This window comes from Bradyrhizobium sp. (assembly GCF_035935975.1).
Classification (GTDB): domain Bacteria; phylum Pseudomonadota; class Alphaproteobacteria; order Rhizobiales; family Xanthobacteraceae; genus Bradyrhizobium.
The window spans coordinates 460042-483150 of record NZ_DASYWN010000041.1 but is presented as its reverse complement, the minus strand read 5'-3'; the positions used below and the strand labels follow the sequence as shown (position 1 = coordinate 483150).

The 23109-nt window shown below is 64.5% G+C and carries 21 protein-coding genes and 1 pseudogene; 11 read left to right on the top strand and 11 right to left on the bottom strand.

Annotation, left to right across the window (positions count from 1 at the left end):
* Window positions 1-204 precede the first annotated feature (204 nt).
* The gene (locus VGR99_RS25110; RefSeq protein ID WP_326902253.1) at window positions 205-1122 is read left to right on the top strand and encodes an NADP-dependent oxidoreductase; all 918 of its coding nucleotides are present in this window, start codon (window positions 205-207) and stop codon (window positions 1120-1122) included.
* Window positions 1123-1173: 51 nt separating this feature from the next.
* Here the strand turns inward: VGR99_RS25110 and plsY are convergent, their stop codons facing one another.
* Complete coding sequence (gene plsY, locus VGR99_RS25105; RefSeq protein WP_326902445.1) at window positions 1174-1860, bottom strand: glycerol-3-phosphate 1-O-acyltransferase PlsY; 687 nt, start codon at window positions 1858-1860, stop codon at window positions 1174-1176.
* A gap of 293 nt (window positions 1861-2153) precedes the next feature.
* Here plsY and VGR99_RS25100 point away from each other — a divergent pair, with 293 nt between their 5' ends.
* Both VGR99_RS25100 and VGR99_RS25095 read left to right on the top strand, forming a co-directional pair.
* A complete protein-coding gene (locus VGR99_RS25100; RefSeq protein ID WP_326902252.1) occupies window positions 2154-2300 on the top strand; it encodes a hypothetical protein in 147 nt (48 codons plus the stop codon).
* 614 nt (window positions 2301-2914) lie between these two features.
* On the top strand, window positions 2915-3673 hold the full coding sequence (locus tag VGR99_RS25095) for a sulfite exporter TauE/SafE family protein (protein ID WP_326902251.1): 759 nt from the start codon (window positions 2915-2917) through the stop codon (window positions 3671-3673).
* 35 nt (window positions 3674-3708) lie between these two features.
* Here the strand turns inward: VGR99_RS25095 and VGR99_RS25090 are convergent, their stop codons facing one another.
* Window positions 3709-5082, bottom strand: coding sequence for an epoxide hydrolase (locus VGR99_RS25090; RefSeq protein ID WP_326902249.1), 1374 nt, complete (start codon window positions 5080-5082; stop codon window positions 3709-3711).
* A 352-nt stretch (window positions 5083-5434) separates the two neighbouring features.
* Between VGR99_RS25090 and VGR99_RS25085 the strand changes: the two genes are divergently transcribed.
* Together VGR99_RS25085 and VGR99_RS25080 are read left to right on the top strand one after the other, a co-directional pair.
* Window positions 5435-6109 (top strand): response regulator transcription factor, encoded by a 675-nt coding sequence (locus VGR99_RS25085; protein ID WP_326902444.1) that lies wholly within the window; start codon window positions 5435-5437, stop codon window positions 6107-6109.
* Window position 6110: 1 nt separating this feature from the next.
* Window positions 6111-7496, top strand: coding sequence for an ATP-binding protein (locus tag VGR99_RS25080; RefSeq protein ID WP_414645165.1), 1386 nt, complete (start codon window positions 6111-6113; stop codon window positions 7494-7496).
* 3 nt (window positions 7497-7499) lie between these two features.
* Here VGR99_RS25080 and VGR99_RS25075 read toward each other — a convergent pair whose 3' ends face one another.
* The 5 genes from VGR99_RS25075 to VGR99_RS25055 all read right to left on the bottom strand — a co-directional run bounded on the left by VGR99_RS25075 (window position 7500) and on the right by VGR99_RS25055 (window position 12285).
* The gene (locus VGR99_RS25075) at window positions 7500-7745 is read right to left on the bottom strand and encodes a hypothetical protein (protein WP_326902247.1); all 246 of its coding nucleotides are present in this window, start codon (window positions 7743-7745) and stop codon (window positions 7500-7502) included.
* 80 nt (window positions 7746-7825) lie between these two features.
* Window positions 7826-8587: a hypothetical protein gene (locus VGR99_RS25070; protein WP_326902246.1), complete on the bottom strand. Its 762-nt coding sequence runs from the start codon at window positions 8585-8587 to the stop codon at window positions 7826-7828.
* Window positions 8588-8932: 345 nt separating this feature from the next.
* Window positions 8933-10534, bottom strand: a complete 1602-nt coding sequence (locus VGR99_RS25065; protein ID WP_326902244.1) for a TRAP transporter large permease — start codon at window positions 10532-10534, stop codon at window positions 8933-8935.
* The gene (locus VGR99_RS25060; protein WP_326902243.1) at window positions 10531-11070 is read right to left on the bottom strand and encodes a TRAP transporter small permease subunit; all 540 of its coding nucleotides are present in this window, start codon (window positions 11068-11070) and stop codon (window positions 10531-10533) included. The genes VGR99_RS25065 and VGR99_RS25060 overlap by 4 nt, the downstream gene beginning before the upstream one ends.
* Before the next feature lie 270 nt (window positions 11071-11340).
* A complete protein-coding gene (locus VGR99_RS25055; protein WP_326902242.1) occupies window positions 11341-12285 on the bottom strand; it encodes a LysR family transcriptional regulator in 945 nt (314 codons plus the stop codon).
* A 53-nt stretch (window positions 12286-12338) separates the two neighbouring features.
* Here VGR99_RS25055 and VGR99_RS25050 point away from each other — a divergent pair.
* The 3 genes and pseudogenes from VGR99_RS25050 to VGR99_RS25040 all read left to right on the top strand — a co-directional run.
* Window positions 12339-13265 (top strand): annotated as a pseudogene (locus VGR99_RS25050) (NAD(P)-dependent oxidoreductase); the annotation flags it as partial.
* Window positions 13266-13273: 8 nt separating this feature from the next.
* On the top strand, window positions 13274-14803 hold the full coding sequence (locus VGR99_RS25045) for an aldehyde dehydrogenase family protein (protein WP_326902241.1): 1530 nt from the start codon (window positions 13274-13276) through the stop codon (window positions 14801-14803).
* A 298-nt stretch (window positions 14804-15101) separates the two neighbouring features.
* On the top strand, window positions 15102-16388 hold the full coding sequence (locus VGR99_RS25040) for a hypothetical protein (protein ID WP_326902240.1): 1287 nt from the start codon (window positions 15102-15104) through the stop codon (window positions 16386-16388).
* A 153-nt stretch (window positions 16389-16541) separates the two neighbouring features.
* On the opposite strand, the gene moaA is transcribed toward VGR99_RS25040, so the two are convergent.
* From moaA to VGR99_RS25025, 3 genes are all read right to left on the bottom strand, one after another.
* Complete coding sequence (gene moaA, locus VGR99_RS25035) at window positions 16542-17576, bottom strand: GTP 3',8-cyclase MoaA (RefSeq protein ID WP_326902239.1); 1035 nt, start codon at window positions 17574-17576, stop codon at window positions 16542-16544.
* Between the two features lie 130 nt (window positions 17577-17706).
* The gene (locus tag VGR99_RS25030; protein WP_326902237.1) at window positions 17707-18207 is read right to left on the bottom strand and encodes a hypothetical protein; all 501 of its coding nucleotides are present in this window, start codon (window positions 18205-18207) and stop codon (window positions 17707-17709) included.
* 153 nt (window positions 18208-18360) lie between these two features.
* Window positions 18361-19035 carry an HAD-IA family hydrolase gene (locus tag VGR99_RS25025; protein WP_326902235.1) on the bottom strand — a complete coding sequence of 225 codons (675 nt, stop codon included), beginning with the start codon at window positions 19033-19035 and terminating at the stop codon, window positions 18361-18363.
* 150 nt (window positions 19036-19185) lie between these two features.
* On the opposite strand from VGR99_RS25025, the gene rpiA reads away from it, so the two are divergent.
* From rpiA to gor, 3 genes are all read left to right on the top strand, one after another.
* Window positions 19186-19911 carry a ribose-5-phosphate isomerase RpiA gene (gene rpiA / locus VGR99_RS25020; RefSeq protein WP_326902234.1) on the top strand — a complete coding sequence of 242 codons (726 nt, stop codon included), beginning with the start codon at window positions 19186-19188 and terminating at the stop codon, window positions 19909-19911.
* A 2-nt stretch (window positions 19912-19913) separates the two neighbouring features.
* Window positions 19914-20462, top strand: coding sequence for a DUF2059 domain-containing protein (locus tag VGR99_RS25015; RefSeq protein WP_326902233.1), 549 nt, complete (start codon window positions 19914-19916; stop codon window positions 20460-20462).
* A gap of 83 nt (window positions 20463-20545) precedes the next feature.
* A complete protein-coding gene (gene gor, locus VGR99_RS25010; protein WP_326902232.1) occupies window positions 20546-21934 on the top strand; it encodes a glutathione-disulfide reductase in 1389 nt (462 codons plus the stop codon).
* Window positions 21935-21942: 8 nt separating this feature from the next.
* Here gor and VGR99_RS25005 read toward each other — a convergent pair whose 3' ends face one another.
* On the bottom strand, window positions 21943-23082 hold the full coding sequence (locus VGR99_RS25005) for a hypothetical protein (RefSeq protein ID WP_326902230.1): 1140 nt from the start codon (window positions 23080-23082) through the stop codon (window positions 21943-21945).
* Window positions 23083-23109 lie beyond the last annotated feature (27 nt).

The window sequence follows — 23109 nt, the reverse complement described above, 5'->3', positions numbered from 1 at the left end:
CGGGCGCAACGCATCTACTCGCCATGACGATGGATCGGAGCGAGCCCGATCCATCGGGCTTCGCGGGAGTTCCGGTCGGTGCAGACACCATATCGCTGACACGGAGACAGGAGTTCCACACTGCCTGGCAGTTTGTGGAAAGCCGGCGCGTGCGCGCTTCCCTCACATTTCCACCGAAGAGAAAACTGACCAAGGAGAGATCCCATGAAGGCGATCGTCGTGACGGAGCAAGCCGCAGGAACGGGCGGCATGAAGCTGGTGAACCGGCCCGAGCCGCAGGCTGCGATAAACGATGTCGTCGTCCAGGTTCATGCGTCGAGATTTATCCCGACAGAGCTTGCGTGGCCCTCGACCTGGGCCGATCGCCTCGATCGCGACCGAACGCCGTCGATCCCTGGGCACGAACTGGCCGGAGTGGTCTCTGCCCTTGGGTATGGAACGACGGGGTTGTCGGTGGGACAACGCGTGTTCGGCCTCGCGGACTGGTATCGCGACGGCGCGCTGGCCGAGTACGTGGCGATCGAGGCGCGCAACCTTGCGCCGCTTCCGGGCGACGTCGACTTTACCGTCGGCGCGAGCCTGCCGATCTCGGGCCTCACGGCGTGGCAAGGGCTATTCCAGCACGGTCGGCTTCAGACGGGGCAAAGAGTGCTGGCACACGGGGCGGCAGGCGCAGTCGGATCGATGGTCACGCAACTCGCACGAGAGGCCGGAGCGTACGTCATCGGCTCCGGACGCGCCGCCGATCGTCAGACGGTGCTCGATCTCGGCGCGAAGGAGTTCGTCGACCTCGACAACGACGCACTGGAGGACGTCGGCGAAGTCGATCTGGTGTTCGATGTCATCGGTGGTGACGTTCAGAAGCGATCCGCAGGACTCATTCGAGCCGGGGGAACACTCGTGTCCATCGTCAGGCCGGCGGAGGCGCGACCTTCCAACGGGCTCGCGATCGACTTCGTCGTCGAGGCTGATCGTGCCCAACTGAACGAGATCGTCCAGCGGGTGCGGGACGGACGACTGCGGACCAATATCGGCAACGTCTCGACCCTCAACGATGCCGTCGCCGCCTTGAATCCGACCGAGCGACGCAAGGGGAGTACGATTATCCGCGTTCGTTCCTGAGCGAGGCGCAGCCGGCCGGCTCGTCCAGGTCGGCCGGCACCGGGACATTCGCTAGGCCTGCGCCTCCGCCTTCGGCTCCGGGCCAGTTTGGCCCAGCCGCGGCTCCGTCCCCGCCAACAGCCGCCCGATGTTGGCGCGATGGCGCACGATCACGTAGAGGCCGCCGGCGATCACCAGCAACTGGTAGGGCAGCGGGTGATCGAACACGCAGACGAGAACGATGGCCGTGAGCGCCGCGAGGATCGAGCTCAGGGACACGATCCTTGTGCTCGCCAGCACGATGCCGAAGGTCGTCGCAGCGCCCAATCCGACCGGCCAGGACATCGCGAGCAGCACACCCAGCCCGGTCGCGGCGGACTTTCCGCCTGTGAAATTCAGCCAGATCGAGCGGCCGTGTCCGAGCAGCACGGCAATGCCGGCCAAACCAACGGTCCATGGCACCCAGGCTTGCAGATCAAGCGCCGTCGGCGGCGTCGCGGAAAACTTTGCAGCGAGCCAGGGGCAGAACGACCGGGCCATGATGATGGCCGCGACGCCCTTCAGCACGTCGACGATGAGCACCGCCAACGCAGGCCATTTTCCCAGAGTCCGCAGGACATTCGTTGCTCCCGTGGATTTGGAGCCATGCTCCCGAATATCGATGCCTCTGAGGAGTTTGCCGGCCAGATAGCCTGTGGGCGCGGACCCCAGGAGATAGGCGATCACCACTCCGACCGCGCTCGTTATCCAGAAAGCCATGTGCCCTATGCCCGGTTTGCTCCATCGGCGTTTTATCGCCGGCTCCGCTTGACCGCCATAGGGACGCTTGAACCCGTTCCCGGCCCGGGGCGTCAAAAGCTGGTTGCCTCAGGGTGCCTGCCTTGTCCTCCAGCTTGACGAGCCTTTTTCACATCCCGACGCTGATCCTCATATGGGTCTTCACGCTTGCATTTGCGGGCGGGCCGCTGCTTTGGAGGTTCCTGAACTATCAGCCGGTGACGCGGTGCGCATTCGTGCAGGCCGTCGCGAACGCGATCGGGTCGGGATGCTGGATGACCTTTGGCACCGCCGCGATGACCGCCCATGAGCGCGGTTTGATCTCGCTGCCGGCGGGCGTCCTCGCCGTGGCGTTCATGCTTGCCGGTGCGGCCGGCAGCTCGTTCCTGATCGCGCGGTTGTGTCCTGAGGAACAGCCTTAGGACGCTCGCGATTGTTGTCTGGTCAACGCAGCAAGGCACGGCTGGCATCAGCCGCCGATCAATCTATCGAACGCGATCAGCAATACGAAGCGGCGCCGGTGACGGCAAGGAACGCGGCGAAATAGAGCAGGCGGTACATGACCGAACGATCCAAGGGCTGTGCCGTCCAGACAACCGGCATGCCGCAGGATGGTTCTGCCCGGAATGTTCGGGAGTATTTGGCGTGCCGCTGAAGCCGGTGGACGTCGCTCAAATTGCACCGAGAGCAATGTTGTTATTGTACTGAATTTCGCATCGGAGCATATTCCAATCAATCAGCAAATTGCACCGGGTTCGCCCGGACTACGGAGCGACACGTGGACTTCAGCTACTTCGACCTGTTTCTGGCGTTCCTTGGACTGGTCTTTGGGGTGCCCTCAGCGCTGCCCCGCCTGTTTTTCAAGACCGAGGACACACCGCGCCGGAAGGCTTCCTAAAGCGCGATGAGATCAGGATGAATCGTCATCGCGCTTCAGGTTGTTGTTCAAGCATGATCTTTTTCGGAAAACCGCTGCGCACTTTTCCGGATCATGCTTCAGAGAAGCGGGTCGCGAGGTGATCGCGGAGACGAACTCATGGATCTGACGGTCACCACCATCCTCATCGCCTTCGCCGGCGTCTTCCTGATCTGCTTCATGAAGGGCGCATTCGGCGGCGGCTTCTCCATCGTCGGCATTCCGCTGCTGTCCTTCGTGATGGATCCGGTGACGGCGGGAGGTCTGCTTGCGCCGCTGTTCATCGCGATGGACCTGTTTGCGCTGCGTTACTGGAAGCCGTCGACCTGGTCGAAGCCCGACCTCGTATTGCTGTTACCCGGGCTCGTGATCGGCATCGCGCTCGGCTATCTCTTGTTTCGCGTGCTGGACCATCGCGCCGTCGCAATCGTGATGGCGGTCGTCACTTTGATCTTCGTCGGCCTGTGGTTCTTTCGCGATCCGAAGGTGATCCTTGCGCCGCGCTCGACGCCCAAGGCGGTCGCTGCCGGTCTCGCCTCGGGTGTCACGACCATGGTCGCGCATTCCGGCGGGCCTCCGCTTGCGATGTACCTCCTGCCGCTCGGCCTCAGCAAGGAAGTCTATGCGGGAACGACGAGCCTGTTCTTCACCGTCGGCAACGCCACCAAGGCGGTGCCGTGGCTGCTGCTGACGCGGCCGAGCGGCAGCGAATGGATCGTGATGGCGATTTGCCTGCTCGCCATTCCCACCGGCGTCTGGCTCGGCTGGCGCCTGCACGGGCGGCTGGACCAGCAGCAGATCTTTCGCGCCTGCTATGGCCTCCTGGTGGTGACCGCGCTCAAGCTGCTGTGGGATGGCATGTCAGGTTATCTCGCCTGAGTGGGACCGTTTCGCAAGGTGCGCCGTCGTCGCGGTCAGGTTGAGCCGCGGAGCGAGCGGAAGGCGTCGCGAACTTCACGGCTGAAGATCGCGGGCTGCTCCCAGGCTGCGAAATGGCCGCCGGCCTCGGCCTGATGGAAGTAGATCAGCTTGTGATAGGCCCGCTCGGCCCAGCTCCGCGGCGCCACAAAACTCTCGCCGGGGAACGCCGTCACGGCGGCCGGGATCGTGACATTGGCCGGCAGATAGAGATTGATCTTGTTCTCCCAGTACAGGCGGGCCGAGGAGACCGCAGTGTTGGTCAGCCAGTACAACGTGATGTTGTCCAGCACGTCGTCGCGCGTCAGCGCTCCCGCGGAATGTCCGTTGACCGTGTGTTCCGCGACCGCCGAAGCCATTGCCGCGGCCGGCTGGGCGTAACCGTCGCCGTGATCGAGCAGCCATGCGGCGAGGCCGGCGGGAGAATCCGCAAGCGCCGACAGCGTCTGCGGACGCGTCCCCATGATCTGCGCATAAGCGCGCCGCTTCGTGAATTGGAGCTTGAGCTGGGCGAAGACGCGCTTCTCTTCGTCCGACAGATCGGCCGGCGCTTGCTCGCCTGAAGCCACCGCCTTGAAGATGTCGGGCGGAACGACGCCGGGCAGGTTGACGTGAATGCCGATCAATTCCGGCGCGCCGAGCTTGGCCATCTCGTTCGAGACCGGCGAACCCCAATCGCCGCCCTGTGCGACGAATTTCGTGTAGCCGAGGCGCTTCATCAGCGCGACCCAGGCCCGCGCGATGCGCTGCGGATCCCAGCCCGTCATGGTCGGCTTGCCCGAGAATCCGTAGCCGGGCATCGATGGGATCACGAGGTGGAAGGCGTCATCGGCGCTGCTGCCATAAGCGGTTGGATTGGTCAGGGGATCGATGATCTTGAGCTGCTCGATGACTGAGCCGGGCCAGCCGTGCGTCACGATCATCGGCAGCGCATTTGGATGCTTGGAGCGGACGTGCAGGAAATGGATGTCGAGGCCGTCGATCTCGGTCAGATATTGCGGCAGTGCATTCAGCCGGGACTCGATCTTTCGCCAGTCGTAGTCGGTCTGCCAGTAGCGGACGAGCTGCTGCTGCGTCGCCTGCGGCACGCCTTGGGAGCCGTCGTCGACGGTCTCCTTGTCGGGCCAGCGTGTCGCTGCGAGACGATGGCGGAGATCGGCGAGCGCCTTGTCGGGAATCTTGATCTTGAACGGGCGGATCGCCTCGCTGGTCGCGGCAGGCGCCGGGCGAACCGGGAGCAGCGTCGCGGCGCCGGCGGCTGCGATGCCTGCCGCAGCCGCGGTGAGGAAGCTGCGCCTGTCGCGATCGACGACGTCGCCGGTCGAAATGACCATCGCAGCGGCGGCCGGCGGTTTGATGAGCGTTGTCATGGAACCTCTCCTTTGCCTGGGATGACTTTGCCTCGGTGCTTCGTTCCGGATCATCCCGCGGACGCGCGGGGAGTGCGTGTTATGGTTTGTGAGACATCGTTAGCCATTGCTGCATCGGCTTCACTCCGGCGGCTTCCGGCCGGTCTGCTCGCGCATGCGATGGGAGCCTCAAGGCAAGCCGCTGGGCGCATCGTCGCGAGGGCGTTCGCGGATGGTGCATTCCTGCTCAGCTTACACGAACCTGACAGGGCGGGGCGATCAACGGGAGGTGCTTTTTCGCTGGCCGAGGCGCCCGGAATGGTGGAAGAGAGCAAGCATGCGGCGCGAGCCGTGCGGTGATGCCGGGAATGCGATGCGCCTTCTGATCGTCGAGGACAATGCCGAGCTGTCGCGGCTCGTGGCCGCCGGGCTGGCGGCGGCGGGCTACGAGAGCGACATCGTGGGCAGCGCGGCCGAGGCGCGCGAGGCGGTGAGCAGCGTCAGCTATGCCGCGATGATCCTCGACCTCGGGCTTCCCGACGGCGACGGCCTGTCGGTGCTGCGCGAGCTGCGGCGCCAGATGGAGCCGCTGCCGGTGCTGGTGCTGACCGCGCGCGGCGGCCTGCAGGACCGCGTCAGCGGCCTGCGCAGCGGGGCCGATGACTATCTGGCAAAACCCTTCGCGATGGAGGAGCTGGTGGCGCGACTGGAGGCGATCCTGCGCCGGCCGGGGCAGCTGCTCGGCCGCTCGCTGCGGCTCGCCAACCTCGTCTACGACACCGAGAGCCGCCAGATCTTCGTCGACGACCAGCCGCGCATCATCTCCGCGCGCGAGACCTCGGTGCTCGAGATCCTGCTGCGGCGGCAGGGGCGGGTGGTGCCGAAGAAGAACGTCGAGGACCACATCTTCGGCCTCGAAGGCGAGGTCGCCTCCAATGCCGTCGAGGTCTACGTCTCGCGGCTGCGCAAGCAGCTCGCCGAGCACGGCGCCAAGGTGGTGATCCACACCATCCGCGGCGTCGGCTATCTCATGGCCGAGGAGAAATAGCGTGGCCGAGGTCGGACTTCGCGCCGGGATCGCGGCGAGATCGCCGACGTTCAAATCGCTGATCTGGCGCATCGTGTTCCTGCACATCCTGGCGGTCGCGATGGTCGCGATCTTCCTGCCGCTGGTGCTGTTCTGGCTGCTCAACTCCGAGGTCGACCAGCTGCATCGCGACGCGATGCGCGCCCAGGCCGAGGTGCTCGCCGAGCGCATCGTCCCGCAGGCGGACGGCACGTTGACGTTCAACCTGCCTGATAGTCTCAGGGGGCTCTATTCGGAAGCCTATGGCCGCTATCTCTACGACATCCGCGATGCCGACGGCCACCTGCTGTTCTCGTCGCGGCGGAAGGCCGGCGACAACAAGCCGGCGCCTCGATTGTCCGAGACGATTTCCGGCGCCGGCGTCAGCCGCGTGATCGAAGGCAAGATGGTGCGCATCCGCGTCGCCGAGGACCTGTCGCACCGCGACGTCATCATCGACGACATCATCTCGAACTTCTTCCGCCGGGTGGGGTGGATCACCATCCCGATCCTGCTGGTGCTGCTCGGCATCGACATCGTCATCTTCCGCCGCGCGGTCGCACCGCTCTGGAAGGCCTCCGAGGAGGCCAGCAATATCGGCCCGGCGCGCACCGACGTCCGCCTGCCGACCGAGCAGATCCCGCGCGAGATCATGCCGCTGGTCACGGCGGTGAACCAGGCGCTCGACCGTCTCGAGGATGGCTTTCGGGTGCAGCGCCAGTTCACGGCGGATGCCGCGCATCAATTGCGCACGCCGCTGACGATCCTGCGCACGCGGATCGAGACGCTTAACGACAGCGCGGCACGACAGGAGCTGCATGCCGACATCGAAGCCATGAGCCGCATTGTCGCCCAGCTCCTGGAGATCGCCGAGCTCGACACGCTGGTGCTCGATCCCGGCGAGACCGCGGATCTGCGCGCCGTCTGCGCCGAGGTGGTCGGTTCGATCGCGCCGTTCGCGATCGCCCAGCACAAGGACATCGCGCTGAAGGGCTCGGACGCGCCGGTGCTGATCCACGGCAATGCCGAGATGCTGCAGCGCGCGATCTTCAACCTCGCCGAAAACGCCATCAAGTTCACCGCGAAAGACACCGCGGTGGACGTCGAGGTGAGCGAGGACGGTGCGGTGCGCGTGCGCGATTGCGGTCCCGGCATCGCGGAGGCCGAGCGCGACTTGATCTTCCAGCGCTTCTGGCGCCGCGACCGCCAGCGCAGCGACGGCGCGGGCCTCGGTCTGTCGATCGTGCGCGGCGTCGCGGACGATCACGCCGCGACGGTGGCGGTGGAGAATCTGCCCGGTGGCGGCGCGGAGTTCACGCTGCGGTTTCGGCTGGCGGAGGAGGGGTCCTCCGCCCTCGGCCGAAGCTGACCGCTATTTCAGCTTGCCGGTCGACAGATCCATGATCATGCGCGTGGTCAGGCAAAGACTGCTGTTGATTTGCACATATTCGGCATCGTTGGAATGCGCGCCGCCATGGTTGCGGCACAGGCGAGCCAGAGTGACGTGTTCAACGGACGAGCGAGCGATGAAGCAGGATGCGGTCGGGACATGCGCGGCGAACCATAGGTTGGATGATGGCCCGGTATGCCCATGTTTCCGGCGCTTGTTACGCGACACCTACGCTGCGCCTTTCCCCTTGTAGGAGAGGGGACGCGTCGAGACAATCCCTCGGTCTCCCGGCTCGCTCGCGTTTGTGTTCATGGCGGCAGGAATGCCGCTGGCTGCTCAAGCTGGTCGACCAGCACAGCTTCGTTCGGCCGCTCGAATACGAAGCGAGAGGTCACTGATATCGCGGCGCCGGCACTGCCATCCTGGCCTATGAGGATGAGGCCGGCTCCGCCATTGGCTACATTCAGAATGGCCTCCTCGCCGCTCCAGGTCTTGATCGGGTCCATTCCAATGACGAGAAATTCGCCCAAGGGCTGGTCGAGATATTGAAGCCTCAACTGGGGACCGACCTCCGCTGCGGCAATCCCCAAACCCAGCCGCTTGGCGCGCTCGTAAATTGCGGCCAAGGTTACAGTGTCCGTCTCAAAGCCGAGTGCGGCCGCCGACACAGTGACGAGCTCCACTTTCATTTCCGTAGAACTGACGATGAAGGCCGGCCGTGCGAGGATTTCCGCAGCCAATCCGCCGACGTGGCAGCCGATTGCATCCATGGCGTTTCGAAGGGTGCGCGAATCTGAATAATTGCCGAGAGTAATCCTCTTCCACACCGGAAGATCGGCAATCGATCTGACTGGCGTGACCGGCGCATGACTTGACGAAGCCGTCTTCTGCTTCAGCTGGTTCTGCAATGCGTCTCGTGCGCTGCATTGCGCACCAGCTTCAGTCGCGAACTGGAATACGCACACGGCGCAGAAAATCGTGATCAGGAAACGGCGGCTACGATGATGTGCTGCTGCCGAACAATGCTGTCGTGCTTGGCGGTCAATTGCTTGATGAAAATCCTGGTCCATGGCAACCTCGCTTGCGTGAGGCGCGGACGATATGAATTGCAAAGTGATTTATAGAATTGGTCGGTTAGTCCGCGTCGTAATGGATTTCTGAAAGTGGCTGCGATCATACGCCGATGGCGAGCGTGAACACGAAAATTTCGAGGGATCCGGCACAACGCCGGTGCGCCAGCACCGTTCAATCGGGAAGCACACGCCCTTTTGATGGTGCTCGTGAGAAGTCAGCGCGATGCAAAACATCGGCGTCGGTCGAGACCGGCGGCCGGGGTCGTCGATGGACCTTCTCTCATATCCGCCTTCGCCAAGGCTTCGGCGGACATGAGGGGAGAAGGAAGGAAACGCGCTCCGCTACTTCTGCGGCGGGCCGAGATCCAGCGGGGGCAGGTCGATCTGCGGGACCTCGATCTTGACCTTGTCGAGGTCGACATTGACCGGCTTGTCGAGCAGGCCCGTTACCGTGATCGGGAAGGCGATCACGATCAGCACCATGATCATCTGCAGGCCGATCCAGGGCATCGCGCCCCAATAGATGTCGGAGCTCTTCACTTCCTTCGGCGCGACGCCGCGCAGGTAGAACAGCGCGAAGCCGAACGGCGGATGCAGGAACGAGGTCTGCATGTTGACGCAGAGCATGACGCCGAACCAGATCAGCGCGGCTCCGTCGCCGACCACCGGCCCCAGGATCTTCTGCGCGATCGGCGCGATCATCGGCAGGATGATGAAGGCGATCTCGAAGAAGTCGAGGAAGAACGCCAGGAAGAAGATGAAGAGGTTGATGAAGATCAGGAAGCCCCAGACGCCGCCGGGCAGCGAAGTCAGGAGATGCTCGAGCCAGACGCCGCCGGAGACGCCGAGGAACACCACCGAGAAGCAGGTCGAGCCGATCAGGATGAAGGTGACCATGCAGGTGAGCCGCATGGTGGATTCGTAGCCCTGCTTGATGAGGTCGCGCAGGTCCGGGATGCGCGCGGCCGAGATGCAGATCCAGGCCACCGCGAGATAGGTCACGGCGAAGGCGAGCTTGAAGATCAGGTTCTCGGTGAACAGCATCGCGATGATGGTGCCGATGCCGGCGGCGATGATGCCGACGACGAGTATCTTGCGGTCAGTCGCCGAGAAGTCCTTGTGGTGGATTGCGGCGAGCACGATGGCGCCGACCGCGCCCATGGCGCCGGCTTCCGTCGGGGTCGCAAGGCCCATCATCATGGTGCCGAGCACGACGAAGATCAGCACGGCGGAGGGGATGATGCCCATCAGGCACTTCTTCCACAGCGCCCAGCCGGTCAGCGTGCGCGCTTCCAGCGGCACCGGCGGCACGTGGCCCGGCTTGATCAGGCCGAGGACGAAGGTGTAGCCGGCGAACAGCATGATCTGGAACACCGAGGGGCCCCAGGCGCCGAGATACATGTCACCGACCGACTTGCCGAGCTGGTCGGCGAGCACGATCAGCACCAGCGAGGGCGGCACCAGCTGCGTGATGGTGCCGGAGGCCGCCAGCACGCCGGTGATGTAGCGCATGTTGTAGCCGTAGCGGATCATCACCGGCATCGAGATCAGCGCCATGGCGATGACCTGCGCCGCCACCGTGCCGGTGATGGCGCCGAGGATAAAGCCGACGATGATCACGGAATAGCCGAGGCCGCCGCGGATCGGGCCGAACAGCTGGCCCATCGAATCCAGCATGTCTTCCGCGAGCCCGCATCTCTCCAATATCGCGCCCATGAAGGTGAAGAACGGGATCGCGAGCAAGAGCTCGTTGGAGAGCACGCTGCCGAACACGCGGCCCGGAATCGCCTGCAGGAAGTTGAGGTCGAAGAACCCGAGATGGATGGCGAGGAAGCCGAAGGACAGGCCGACCGCCGCGAGCGTGAACGCGACGGGGAAGCCGATCAGCATCGCCAGAACCAGGCCGCCGAACATCAACGGCGGCATCATCTCCAGCGTGATCATTGGGTCGGCCTCTCGTACTTGGCGTCGATCGTCACATAGCCCTGGAGAGCCGCGATACGCTTGATGACTTCGGAAACACCCTGCAGCGCCAGCAGGACGAAGCCGGCGGGGATGACGAACTTGATGGGCCAGCGGATCAGGCCGCCGGCATTGCCCGACATCTCGCGGACGTCATAGGCCTGCATGAAGAACGGCCAGGACAGATAGGCGAGCAGCAGGCAGGAGGGGATCAGGAAGAACAGCGTGCCGATCATGTCGAGCCAGAGCTGGCCGCGCTCGGAGAGCGTGAGGTAGAAGATCTCGACCCGGACATGCTCGTTGCGCTTGAAGGTGTAGGAGGCGCCGAACATCACCAGGATGGCGAACATGTACCATTGCAGCTCGAGCCACCCGTTCGACGAGTAGCTGAAGGCGTAGCGGATCATGGCGTTGGCCGCGCTCACCAGACACGCGAGGAGCACGAGCAGGTTACAGACGTACCCAATCTTCTCATTGAGGGCGTCGATGGCGTTGCTCACCGCCAGCAATGGACGCATCTTATTTTTTCTCCGTCGCGGCCTAGACTTTCACGGGAGCAGCATCAGCACGCATCGCTCGGCCCGCGTGCAAAAAGCACGCGACCGCACGGCTCGTTGTCCGAAAGCTTTGCGGCGTCAGTCCTCCCCTCGTGCCTTGCCGTCTTGACCGCGACCGCCAAAGGGGCGGGCCGGCTTATGGCTGCCGGGCAAGCAAAGGCGGTCGCACCAAACCAGCGGCTTCACCTGCCGTCAATCGGAAAATGGACAAATTGACGCCGGCTCAAAAGCTTAAGACCGCAGAAGCTTAAGGTCGCGGCGGCCGGCCTGGAACGCCTTCATCCGGCCGATCAAGAACCTGAGCAACTGGCTGGCCGCATTGGGCAGTTCGCGGCCCAATCGGGTGATGATGTGGGCTTCTGCCGCCGAGAGCAGCGGATTGTCGACGGGAATGGCGACCAGCGATTCGTCCTCCAGATCGGCCGCCACCGAGAAGGTCGGCAGCAAGGTCACGCCAAGGCCGGAGCGGACGAAATGCCGGAGGATGCTGATCGAGGTCGTGGTCAGCTTGGGCGACAGACCGATCTTCTCGGATGTCTCGGCCATCGTCAGCAACTGGCGCGTGCCGTAACCCGCATGCATGATCCCGAGCGCGTGCCTGGTGATTTCGCGCAGCTTGACCGCGCGGCGGAGCTTCGCGAGCGGATGGTCGGGGCGCGCGATCAGGCAGATCGGTTGCCGGATGGCGGCGCAGGAGCGGATTCGCGGATCCTGCGGCGGATGATAGACCAGCCCGATATGGCAGCGGTCGTCCGCAATGGCGCGAATGACCTCGCTCGTGCCCGCAAGTTCCAGCGAAATGGTCAGGCGCGGATGTCGCCGCCAGAACTCGTCGAGCGCCCCGCCCATGAGATCGGCGACGAAGCCTTCGCCGAGCACGAGGTCGATGTGACCGCGATGCAGTCCCTGCAGCTCCCGCAAGCGGGCGAGGGTGTCGTCGCGATCCACCGTGTGGCGGCGATAATGCGCGATCAGGAGCTCGCCCGCTTCGGTCGGCCGCACGCCGCGGCTGTGCCGGTCGAGCAGGGCGGCGTCGAGCTCCCGCTCCAGCAAGGCGATCTGCCGGCTCACCACCGACGGATTCACGCCGAGCGCGTCGGCCGCGGCGCGCACCGCGCCGTAGCGCGCGGCCTCGAACAGATAGCGAAGCCGGTTTTCATCGAGAGCATTGGTCATGCCCAAGTGTTGCCCATGAGGCAACATTAGGCAATCGCGCCGCTGATGTCCGGGCCCGGTCCGGATCCCTATGGTTCCCAGGCGAAATCACGGTGAGGGACAGGGACATGGCGGTGGTCGGCGTCGTTGGGCTCGGCAATATGGGGCGCGGCATGGCGCTCTCGCTGATGCGGGCCGGGCATGAGGTGCTTGGGACCGACGCCTCGGAAAAGGCGCGCAGCGTGCTCGCATCGGAAGGCGTTGCGGTTTTCGAAGGCGTTGGACAGCTCTGCGCCCGCGCCGATCTGCTCATCCTGTCGCTGCCGACCGCCGAGATCGTCGACACCGTGGTGGCCGGGAAGGACGGTATCATCGCCCATGCCAGGCCCGGCCTGCGCGTCGTCGACACCTCCACATCCAATCCCGAGACCACCCGCCGGCTTGCCGCATCGCTTGCCGCGCACGGCATGGCGATGATCGACGCGCCGGTCAGCGGCGGTCCGAAGGGCGCCATCACGGCCACCATGACCATGGTGATCGGCGGCGCGGATGCCGACGTCGCCGCGGTCGAGCCTGTTCTCGCAGACATGAGCGCCAAGCGCGTCCATGTCGGATCGGTCGGCGCCGGGCATGTCTGCAAGCTCATCAACAATCTGCTGTGCGCAGCGCACCTGCTCACCGCCTCCGAGGCGATGCGGATCGCGCGCGCGGCCGCAGTCGATCCAGCCCGGCTTCTCGAAGGCCTCAATGCCGGCTCCGGCCGGTCCGGCGTCACCCAGGTCAATCTGCCCACCTGGGTGCTGAGCGGCGCGTTCGATTCCGGCTTCACCATGGCGCTGATGCGCAAGGATTTGCGCCTCGCCACGCAACTCATCGGCACGCTCGCCCTCGATTTGCCGATCGCGCGCGAAGCTTCGCGGATCTGGTCGGACAGCGCTGCCACGATCGGCGATGCCGAAGACTTCAACAGGATCGTCGAGCTTCAGCTCGGCAGGATGTGAGCGACACCATGACCCCTTTCATCGAGACGCGGCTGCGCGATGCGCTCGCGCCGTTCTGGCCGGACTGCGCGGCGATCGGCTCTCACGTCGCGGGCCGTATCGTTCCTGGCGCCGGCGCACTGATCACGATCGATGATGCTGCAACCGGCGCGCCGCTTTACGCCTATCACGATGCGGGCGACGCGGTTGTCGCCGAGGCGGCCGCGGCGGCTGTCGCGGCGCAAGCCGGCTGGTCACGGCTCACAGGTGCTGCGCGCGGGCGCATCATGCAGGCGACCGCGCGGGCCATTCACGGCAAGGCGGAGGAGCTGGCGCGCCTGGAATCGCTCTCGGCCGGCAAGCCGATCCGCGATACGCGCGTCGAGGTCGCCAAGGTCGCCGAGATGTTCGAATACTATGCCGGCTGGGCCGACAAATTCCACGGCGACGTGATCCCGGTGCCGACGAGCCATCTCAACTACACGCGGCGCGAAGCGGTCGGCGTCGTGCTGCAGATCACGCCCTGGAATGCGCCGATCTTCACCGGCGGCTGGCAGGTCGCGCCCGCGATCTCGATGGGCAACGGTGTGCTGCTGAAGCCGTCGGAGCTGACGCCGCTGACCTCGATGGCGCTGGCGCTTCTCGCCGAGCAGGCCGGCCTTCCGGTCGGGCTCGTCAACGTGCTCGCGGGCTACGGCCACACGACGGGGCAGGCCGCGCTCGGCCAGCCGGCGGTGAAGAAAGTCGTGTTCGTGGGGTCGGTCCCGACGGGCAGGTTGATCGCGGAGGCAGCCGCCAAGCGCCTGCTGCCTTGCGTGCTCGAGCTCGGCGGAAAATCCGCCAACATCGTGTTCGCCGACGCCGACTTTGCACGCGCGGCGATCGGTGCGCAGTCGGCGATCTTCGCCGGCGCCGGACAGAGCTGCGTCGCAGGCTCGCGGCTGCTGGTCGAGCGCTCCGTCTACGACCGCTTCGTCAAGATGGTCTCCGATGGCGCCGCAAAGCTGAAGGTTGGCGCGCCCGATGCGGCGGAGACCGAGGTCGGGCCGATCAACAATGCCCGGCAATACACCCGCGTGCTGGCGATGGTGAAGCAGGGCCTCGCGGAGGGCGCGACGCTTGCGGCCGGCAGCGACGGCAGCGCGGGGCAGGGCGGCTTCTTCGTCAGGCCGACGGTGCTACGCGACGTCAGCAACCGCATGGCGGTCGCGCGTGAGGAGATTTTCGGACCGGTCGTCGCCGCGATCCCGTTCGATACCGAAGAGGAAGCGATCGCGCTCGCCAACGACAGCGATTTTGGTCTCGCCGGCGCGGTGTGGACCGGCAATGTCGCACGCGCGCATCGGGTCGCCGCGCAAGTCAGGGCGGGGACGTTCTGGATCAATTCCTACAAGACGATCAGCGTCGCTTCGCCGTTCGGCGGTTTCGGCATGAGCGGCTACGGTCGCTCGAGCGGCGTCGAGACGCTGTTCGAATACACCCAGGTCAAGAGCGTCTGGGTCGAGACCGCGGCCGAGCCCGCCGTCGGCTTCGGCTATGCACCTGGCGTCCGGGAGTGACGCCTTCGGTTATTGTTTGAGCACGATCTTTCCGGAAAACCGCTGCGCACTTTGCGCCAGCGCGTGTACTCATAAATCCGGGATTGGCCGCTTTCGGGGGCTTGGCAGACACGACCTGACCGGCCGGGAAGGCCCGCAAATGACCCGAAGCGGAAGTCAACAAAGTTGCAGTTTGAGCGAACTGTGCCTTAACCTTCGGTTGCGTAAGTTGCGGCCGTCCATCGTATTGCGTGTAGGGGGAGGAGACCGTCCCGGTGCACGTTGGGCCGTCGCGATCAGTGGAACCCTTGAAGCGAGTATGAAGGCTAAGATAGCTCTCCTGTTCCTGGTCGCGGTGGTCGCATCTGTTGCGGCAATCATTGCTGCAAAGCATTCACCGGTCATCCAAGCGCTTGGCGGCAACTGGGATTTTGTCAAATCTGTACAGCAGGAAACCGGGACCTACTATCGGCTGAAAGTAAAGCTTACCTATAAAAGCGAGCCGCAAGACTTCGATATCGTTGTCACTTGCGGGGGGCGTCAAATCAATTACGCAGATGGTAGTCGCACGTCAGAGCTTGGGGTTACGCCAAGTGTGTTCGGCCGGCGGATGAGTGATGGCAAAGCGCTTGTCCTTCTTCCGCCACAAGCCTGCCGCGGTGAGACAACTGAGAACGGCGGAGTTGCTAGGGACTTGTTACCGGCCGTCATCGTCTTTGACGATGCAGAGACGCTGGCGTTTGGCACGGTCTATATGTCGGACGATGCGTATGACAGTCCCCTATCAGTCTTGAAGTTTGGCGGCGCTACGATCGAACGCGCCGATCGCAAGGGATTTGATCAATTTCGTCGAGAGCAAGCCAATCTAATCACACGCTCTTCGTATTGGACGCGGACCGGCGCGGCGGCGCTCAAGAGCCGCGGAATACCCGCGGCGCGTATTCCGATGGGAGTCGTCTGTTTTAGCTACGCCCGCTATCGGCTCTCCGGGCAAGGGAAAGATCGTGCGCATGAACTTTGGCCGATCGAAAGGCCGCGGTTCTGGCTGCCCGCGGCGCAGCGCGATAGCGAGGCGATCCATCCATTCACCTACGGTCGGCCCGTACTGACGGATCACGATGGGACAACGCCGTATCCGGCCAATCAAGTCATGCAGCCAGAATTTGTGCCGACGTTAGGGATGCCCCGACGCGGTTTAGACCGACCTGAAAAGCACACGCGGTTCATTGCCCCTTCTTATTACCCCGATATTGGCGGCTGGATTGCCTTGCCGTGGCCCTCAGACGCTGCGACACGTGCGGAGACTCTACTTCGAAGTGGGCCGCATGTTGGTGCAAGTATCGATTTCCGCGACGGAGCAACGAGAGGATTTGGGTACTGCCGGCCTATGGTCTCGGAGTTCCCTACCGGCGTGCAGTATTCCGATCCCAACGCACATCCGTCCATTCCCTACATACGCTTGCCCCAGGCCAACTTCATCGACGGCATTGAGGTCTCCGGTCACTCAAACTGGGGGATGATGGGCCCACCAATGATCATCGAGCGCGATGAGTTCGTCTTTCGGGCGTTCACCTTCGGCCTTGCTACGTTGTGGGGCGATGTCTGACTTGGGAAATGTCTTCTTCTTCTGCTTCTGGCCCATCTGAGACTTCAGAGAATGTCCGCTCTTCGGCCGCTGTCGGGAGATGACCGGACATCAGTCTGCCAGACGCATAATGAGTACATGCGCTAGCGCGGCCCTGCGGGGCCGGATCATGCTTCAGCCGCCCGTGACGCTCATGTGCCTGGAGACGCTCGGGCGGTCGTGGCGGCGGTCGATGATGAAATCATGGCCCTTGGGCTTGAGCCCGATGGCGCGGTCGATCGCATCCGCAAGCAGCATGTCGTCGTCGGATGCGCGCAGCGGCTTGCGCAGATCCGAGGCGTCCTCGTGGCCGAGGCAGGTATGCAGCGTGCCCGTGCAGGTGATGCGGACCCGGTTGCAGGATTCACAGAAATTGTGGGTCATCGGCGTGATGAAGCCGAGCTTGCCGCCGGTTTCGGCGACGCTGACATAGCGGGCCGGGCCGCCGGTGCTCTCGGCGAGATCCGTCATGGTGAACTGCTGGGCGAGGCGCGCGCGCACCAGCGACAGCGGCAGATACTGGTCGATGCGGCCGGAGCCGATCTCGCCCATCGGCATCACCTCGATCAGCGTCAGGCCCATGCCCTTGCCGTGGGCCCAGCGCATCAGCTCGGGAAGCTCGTCCTCGTTGAGGTTCTTCAGGGCGACCGCGTTGATCTTGATGGCGAGGCCAGCGGCGCGCGCGGCCTCGATGCCTTCCAGCACCTTGTCGATCTCGCCCCAGCGGGTGATCTCGCGAAACTTCTTGGGATCGAGCGTGTCGAGGGAGACGTTGATGCGGCGGACACCGCAATCGGCGAGCTCATTGGCATGCTTTGCCAGTTGCGTGCCGTTGGTGGTCAGCGTCAGCTCGTTCAGGGCACCGCTCTTGAGGTGCCGCGACAGCGAGCGCACCAGCGTCATCACGTTGCGGCGGACCAGGGGCTCGCCGCCGGTGAGCCGCAGCTTCTTTACGCCCTTGGCGATGAAGGCGGTGCAGAGCCGGTCGAGCTCCTCCAGGGTCAGCAGGTCCGCCTTGGGCAGGAACGTCATGTCTTCCGACATGCAGTAGAAGCAGCGCAGATCGCAGCGGTCGGTGACCGAGACGCGCAAATACGAGATGGTCCGTCCGAACGGATCGGTCATGGCGCTCGACAGCGCCGCGCGTGGGTTCGCGGAAGGTCCGTTCATACCAGATGCCTTGCCAAATGCCTTGTCACTTACGGCGACGGGCGCACCTTCGCTTCAGCGGTGCTTGGACACAATCTAAGCATCGGACGCGGCTAGGACAATCGGGTGGTATACGTAAGTCGGCGCTTGATCAGCGCTTTCCGGCGTTCGGGTCGGGGAACGGCGAGGCCGCAGCAGGTGCAGCATCGGCCGGGGCCGCGGCGGGTGCAGCAGCGGCGGCCGCAGTCTTGGGTTTCTTCGGCCGGTGCGGCTTGCGAACCGGCTTCGGCGGCGTCGCCGGCTGGAGTTCCGCAAAGACCGGATTCGGGTCGGTGGTGACCGAGGCGGGCGTGGTGAAGTCCCCGGGATTCTTGATCACGTTCACCGGGACGCTGGCCGGCTGGTACTTTGGCAGCGCGAAAGCGACCGTGAACGGCGCGTCGGGCGCGGGAACCGAGACCGAGCAGGGGGTCTTGCAGCCCTGACCGAGCGAGGTCGTGGCGTCAGCCCCTGGCGGATTCGATTCGAGCCGGACCTGGACGGTCGGCGGCGCCGATTTGAACATGTCCCAAGACATCGAGGAACAGCCACCCAGGCTTGTTGCTCCCACAAGACTTGCCCCCATGAGAGCAATCGCGCTGACACGACGCATAACAATCCACTTCTACTGCGACGAACCGCCACATCCCCGGCCGGACCATAGGAGTGTCGCCGGGGGCAGGCAACCGGCGCGGGACGCATAGATAATAGATGGTTAATGCAGGGTTCTCTAGAATAACCCTGTGAACTCAGTGTCTTGGTGGCGCTAGGCCGTCATCAGGCTGTGCGCGGCGTCCGGCAGGTCGCGCATGTGATGGATCAGCCGGTCCGGCTTTAGCTCGGCGATCGGCACGTCGGTGTAGCCGAAGCTGACCCCGATCACGGGCACCCCGGCCCGCCGGGCGACGCCGACATCGGTTCCGGCATCGCCGACCATGATGCTGGCCTTCACCTCTCCGCCGGCGCGGGCCACGGTCTCGCGGAAAATGGTCGGATCGGGCTTCTGGACGCCAAACGTGTCGGCGCCGCAGATCGCGGCGAACCGCCGGGTCAGGTCGAGCTGGTCCAGCAGGCGCTTGGACAGCCATTCCAGCTTGTTGGTGCAGACCGCCAGGCGATGGCCCTGCGTCGCAAACAGGTCGAGAGCTTCCAGGAGCCCCTCGAAGGGGCGGGATTCGACCGCGATATTTTCAGCGTAATAGGCGATGAAATCCGCCGTCATCCGGTCCATGTCCGCTGGTGTGACGCTGCGGCCCTCGGCCTCCAGCCCCCGCTCGATCAGCTTGCGGGCGCCGGCGCCGATCATGTTGCGCGCCGAGGCCATCGGGACCGGCGGCAGGCCTTCGCGGTCCAGCACATAATTCAGGGCGGTGATCAGGTCGGGCGCCGTATCCACAAGCGTGCCGTCGAGATCGAAGACGAGGGTGTAGGGGGAGGTCATGGTCCAGCGCTATCGGTCCGGCCGCGCCGGCGCAAGGGGCGGGCCCATAAGTTCATCTTATAGGCCTGTTCCGGCACGGAAAACGAGGCTACATAGGCCGCCGCAAGCGGCACATGCGGCAGCATTCTCGATTCAAGGGGCGGACGCACATTGAACATGGACCAGTTGAAGCGGCAGGCTGCGGCGCGCGCCCTCGAGGAGGTGCGTGACGGCATGCAGCTCGGGCTCGGCACCGGCTCGACCGCAAAGCATTTCGTCGAGCTGCTCGGCGAGCGCGTCGCCGCCGGGCTCAAGGTGATCGGCGTGCCGACCTCGGAGCAGACCCGCGCCGACGCGGAGCGCTGCGGCGTGCCGTTGACCACGCTGGACGACATCGACCATCTCGACTTGACGGTCGACGGCGCCGACGAGATCGATCCCGACTTCAATCTGATCAAGGGCGGTGGCGGTGCGCTGCTGCGCGAGAAGATCGTGGCGGCCGCCTCGGATCGCATGATCGTGATTGCCGACGACAGCAAATGGGTGCCGACGCTGGGCAAGTTTCCGCTGCCGGTCGAGGTCGTCCCGTTCGGGCTTGGCGCGACGCGCCGCGCGATCGAGAAGGCATTTGCGGCGTGCGGCGTTTCCGGGCAAATGGCGGTCCGCAAGGCCAAGGGCGGGGACAAGGATGGCCACGCTTTCGTCACCGATGGCGGCCACTGGATCCTCGATGCCCAGCTCGGGCGGATTGTGGATCCGCCCGGCCTCGCCAAGGCGCTGAGCGCCATCCCCGGCGTGGTCGAGCATGGGTTGTTCATCGGCTTGGCCAGCACGGCCGTTTTGGCGGGTGGCGAGGGAATTCGCGTGATTGAACGGCGAAAGCCGAAAGGAGACTAGGAATGAAGAGCGTATTGAAGTTCTTGCCGGCTGCGACCCTCGTTGTGGGACTGGCCCTTTCGGCCGCCCCGGCCATCGCGCAGCAGCCGGCTCCTGCGCAGCCCAAGGCGCCCGCGGCGGCTCCGCCGAAGGCCTCGCCTGCGGCGATCGCGGCGGCCAAGGAGATCCTGCAGATCAAGAACGCGACCGCGATGTACCAGGGCGCGGTGCCCGGCCTCGTCGAGAAGACCAAGATCGCGCTGATCCAGCAGAACCTCAACTACCAGAAGGACCTCAACGAGGTCGCGCCGATCGTGGCCCAGCAGCTCCAGGGCCGCCAGAACGAGATCGGCGAGGGCATGGCGCAGATCTATGCCAGCGAGTTCACCGAGCAGGAGCTCAAGGATCTCGTCACCTTCTACAGGTCGCCGCTGGGCAAGAAGCTGATCGAAGCCGAGCCGCGCGCCATCGGGCTGAGCATGGCATTCATGAATTCGTGGGCCCAGAACTTCTCCGAGACCGTGATGGGCACCTTCCGCGCCGAGATGCGCAAGCGTGGCAAGGAAATCTGACAGTACCTATCTGAGAGGATAGCTGATCAGAAAATCCCTCGAGCGCATCGCCGCGCTTCGGGTTGAAGAGGTCGGAGTGGACAATGGCTGAATTCGACGTCGACCTCTTTGTCATCGGTGGCGGTTCGGGCGGCGTGCGTGCCGCCCGCATCGCGGCGGGCCACGGCGCCCGCGTCATGATCGCGGAAGAGTACCGCATGGGCGGCACCTGCGTGATCCGCGGCTGCGTGCCGAAGAAGCTGTTCGTGATCGGCTCGCATGTCCGTCACGAGATCGAGGACGCCGCCGGCTTCGGCTGGACCATCCCGTCCATGAGCTTCGACTGGGCGACGCTGATCGCCAACAAGGACAAGGAGATCGCGCGGCTGGAGGCGGCCTACACCGCCAATGTCGAGAAGTCGGGCGCGCAGATCGTCAAGAGCCGGGCGGTGATCGAGGACGCCCACACGGTCCGCCTGCTCGCGGACGACAAGAAGATCAGGGCGAAGTACATCCTGATCGCCACAGGTGGCGCGCCCAACCACGGCGCCGCGATCCCGGGCATCGAGCACGTGATCTCCTCCAACGAGGCGTTTCATCTCAAGCAGCTGCCGAAGCGGATCGTGATCCAGGGCGGCGGCTACATCGCGCTGGAATTCGCCGGCATCTTCGCCGGCTACGGCTCGGACGTCACCGTGATCTATCGCGGCGACAACATCCTGCGCGGCTTTGACGAGGACGTGCGCGCGCATGTCCGTGCCGAGATGGAGAAGCAGGGCATCACCATCCTCACCGGCTGCACGGTGACCAAGGCCGATCGCCATGGCGAGAGTTTCACGACGCATCTGTCGAACGGATCGAGCCTCGCGTCGGACCAGGTGATGTTCGCGATCGGCCGCCATCCGTCCGTCGCCAATCTCGGCCTCGAGAAGGCCGGCGTCGCCATCAATCCCCGGAATGGCGGCATCGCGGTCGATCATTTCTCCAAGAGCTCGGTCGACAGCATCTACGCCATCGGCGACGTCACCCACCGCTTCAACCTGACGCCGGTCGCGATCCGCGAGGGCCATGCCTTCGCCGACACCGTGTTCGGCAATCGCACGGTGCAGGTCGATCATGCCTATATTCCGACCGCGGTGTTCTCGCAGCCGGAGGTCGGCACGGTCGGCCTGACGGAAACCGAGGCGCGCGCACAGTTCAGCCACGTCGACATCTACAAGACGACGTTCCGCCCGATCAAGGCGACGATGTCCGGCCGCGACACCCGCGTGCTGATGAAGCTCGTCGTCGACGGCTCGACCGATCGCGTGCTCGGCTGCCACATCGTCGGCGATTGCGCCGCCGAGGTCACGCAGGTCGTTGCGATCGCAGTGAAGATGAAGGCGACGAAAGCCGATTTCGACGCGACCATCGCGCTGCATCCGACCGCAGCCGAAGAGCTGGTGACGATGCGCACCCCCACCGCGCGCCACGTGCGGCAGGCTGCGGAGTAGGGCGTCTCTTACGCGTAAAGATATCCGACCGGCCTGCCTTCGGTCCGCAGGGGACGCACGTCTTTTTGCGTGATGATCTGGCCGGCGAGGCCGTCGATCTCGTCGCGCTGTGTCGGTGTCCAGCTGCGCAGCTCGTTCATGCCCTTAAGCAGCCCGAGCCGCAGCACCTGGGTGTTTTCACCGACGCCGACGAGGCTGATCGAATCCTTGCCCGCCGTCACCACGTCGCCGGCGGCGAGCTCGAAGCTCTCGCCGGACTTCTTCTTGAACTCGGCGGTGCCGCGGATCACGCGATAGATCACGACCTCGCCCTTGGCAAAACAGGCGGGGTCCGCGGCAATCGACGTGCTCTTCGGCAGCAGCGACTGGCCGGGCGGATCGGTTGCGATGATGTGGCCGGTGACGAGATGACCGCTCGGCACCTCGATGCCGATGTCGCGCAGGTAGACCGGCATGGCCGATTTGATCGCACCATTGGTCAGCGGCTTGAACAGCGCATCCAGCGCCAGCGGATCCTGCAGCCAGAAGCCCGCATCGGCGGGGCGGTTGTGCAGCGGATGGCTCCAGGCCACACGCGGCGTCTCGGCCTCGTTGATCTGGTCCGGACCGACGATGGTCGGATTCGGAAAGGTGGTGGGATCTGTGATGAAGGCTTCGAGGAATTTGCCGGAATAGCCCATCGAGATCGGATCGGGCACCACCGTCTGCGGCGTCTTCAAATTCTCTTCCGTCGACAGTCCCGACCAGGTGTAGAACAGCTGGCGATGCACGATCGCGCTTTGCAGCATCACCGCGCCCGGGCCGACATTGTAGAAGCGCCCGTCATAGTCGAAGGTGAACGCGCCCGATGTCACCAGCACGAGCTGGAAGCCGCCCGGCGGCAGATGCAGATGGAAATCGGTGGGGCCGGTGTCGGGACGATAGATCGGCAGGTTGGTCGCGACCTCGTGCAGCAGGAAGGTTTCGTTGTTGGCGTGAAAGCCTTCGTTGGCGCGGTTGTAGAGCGCCTGCGGCCGGTAGGTCGCCTCGAACTTCGCGTTCCTGTCGCGATCGATCGCGACAAAATCCTGAGCGTTGAGGCGAAGGGGTGAACCGTCCGGGCGGGTGAGGCCGGTGAATTTGAGATCGCCGGCAGCATGCACGTTCATGGCATTCTCCGATTCTCTGCCGTCGTC

Excerpts from the sequence above, each read along its gene's own strand:
- VGR99_RS25110 (WP_326902253.1), top strand. The coding sequence starts at position 205 with ATGAAGGCGATCGTCGTGACGGAGCAAGCCGCAGGAACGGGCGGCATG.
- plsY (WP_326902445.1), bottom strand. The coding sequence starts at position 1,860 with ATGGCTTTCTGGATAACGAGCGCGGTCGGAGTGGTGATCGCCTATCTC.
- VGR99_RS25100 (WP_326902252.1), top strand. The coding sequence starts at position 2,154 with ATGACCTTTGGCACCGCCGCGATGACCGCCCATGAGCGCGGTTTGATC.
- VGR99_RS25095 (WP_326902251.1), top strand. The coding sequence starts at position 2,915 with ATGGATCTGACGGTCACCACCATCCTCATCGCCTTCGCCGGCGTCTTC.
- VGR99_RS25090 (WP_326902249.1), bottom strand. The coding sequence starts at position 5,082 with ATGACAACGCTCATCAAACCGCCGGCCGCCGCTGCGATGGTCATTTCG.
- VGR99_RS25085 (WP_326902444.1), top strand. The coding sequence starts at position 5,435 with ATGCGCCTTCTGATCGTCGAGGACAATGCCGAGCTGTCGCGGCTCGTG.
- VGR99_RS25070 (WP_326902246.1), bottom strand. The coding sequence starts at position 8,587 with ATGGACCAGGATTTTCATCAAGCAATTGACCGCCAAGCACGACAGCAT.
- VGR99_RS25065 (WP_326902244.1), bottom strand. The coding sequence starts at position 10,534 with ATGATCACGCTGGAGATGATGCCGCCGTTGATGTTCGGCGGCCTGGTT.
- VGR99_RS25060 (WP_326902243.1), bottom strand. The coding sequence starts at position 11,070 with ATGCGTCCATTGCTGGCGGTGAGCAACGCCATCGACGCCCTCAATGAG.
- VGR99_RS25055 (WP_326902242.1), bottom strand. The coding sequence starts at position 12,285 with ATGACCAATGCTCTCGATGAAAACCGGCTTCGCTATCTGTTCGAGGCC.
- VGR99_RS25045 (WP_326902241.1), top strand. The coding sequence starts at position 13,274 with ATGACCCCTTTCATCGAGACGCGGCTGCGCGATGCGCTCGCGCCGTTC.
- VGR99_RS25040 (WP_326902240.1), top strand. The coding sequence starts at position 15,102 with ATGAAGGCTAAGATAGCTCTCCTGTTCCTGGTCGCGGTGGTCGCATCT.
- moaA (WP_326902239.1), bottom strand. The coding sequence starts at position 17,576 with ATGAACGGACCTTCCGCGAACCCACGCGCGGCGCTGTCGAGCGCCATG.
- VGR99_RS25030 (WP_326902237.1), bottom strand. The coding sequence starts at position 18,207 with ATGCGTCGTGTCAGCGCGATTGCTCTCATGGGGGCAAGTCTTGTGGGA.
- VGR99_RS25025 (WP_326902235.1), bottom strand. The coding sequence starts at position 19,035 with ATGACCTCCCCCTACACCCTCGTCTTCGATCTCGACGGCACGCTTGTG.
- VGR99_RS25015 (WP_326902233.1), top strand. The coding sequence starts at position 19,914 with ATGAAGAGCGTATTGAAGTTCTTGCCGGCTGCGACCCTCGTTGTGGGA.
- gor (WP_326902232.1), top strand. The coding sequence starts at position 20,546 with ATGGCTGAATTCGACGTCGACCTCTTTGTCATCGGTGGCGGTTCGGGC.
- VGR99_RS25005 (WP_326902230.1), bottom strand. The coding sequence starts at position 23,082 with ATGAACGTGCATGCTGCCGGCGATCTCAAATTCACCGGCCTCACCCGC.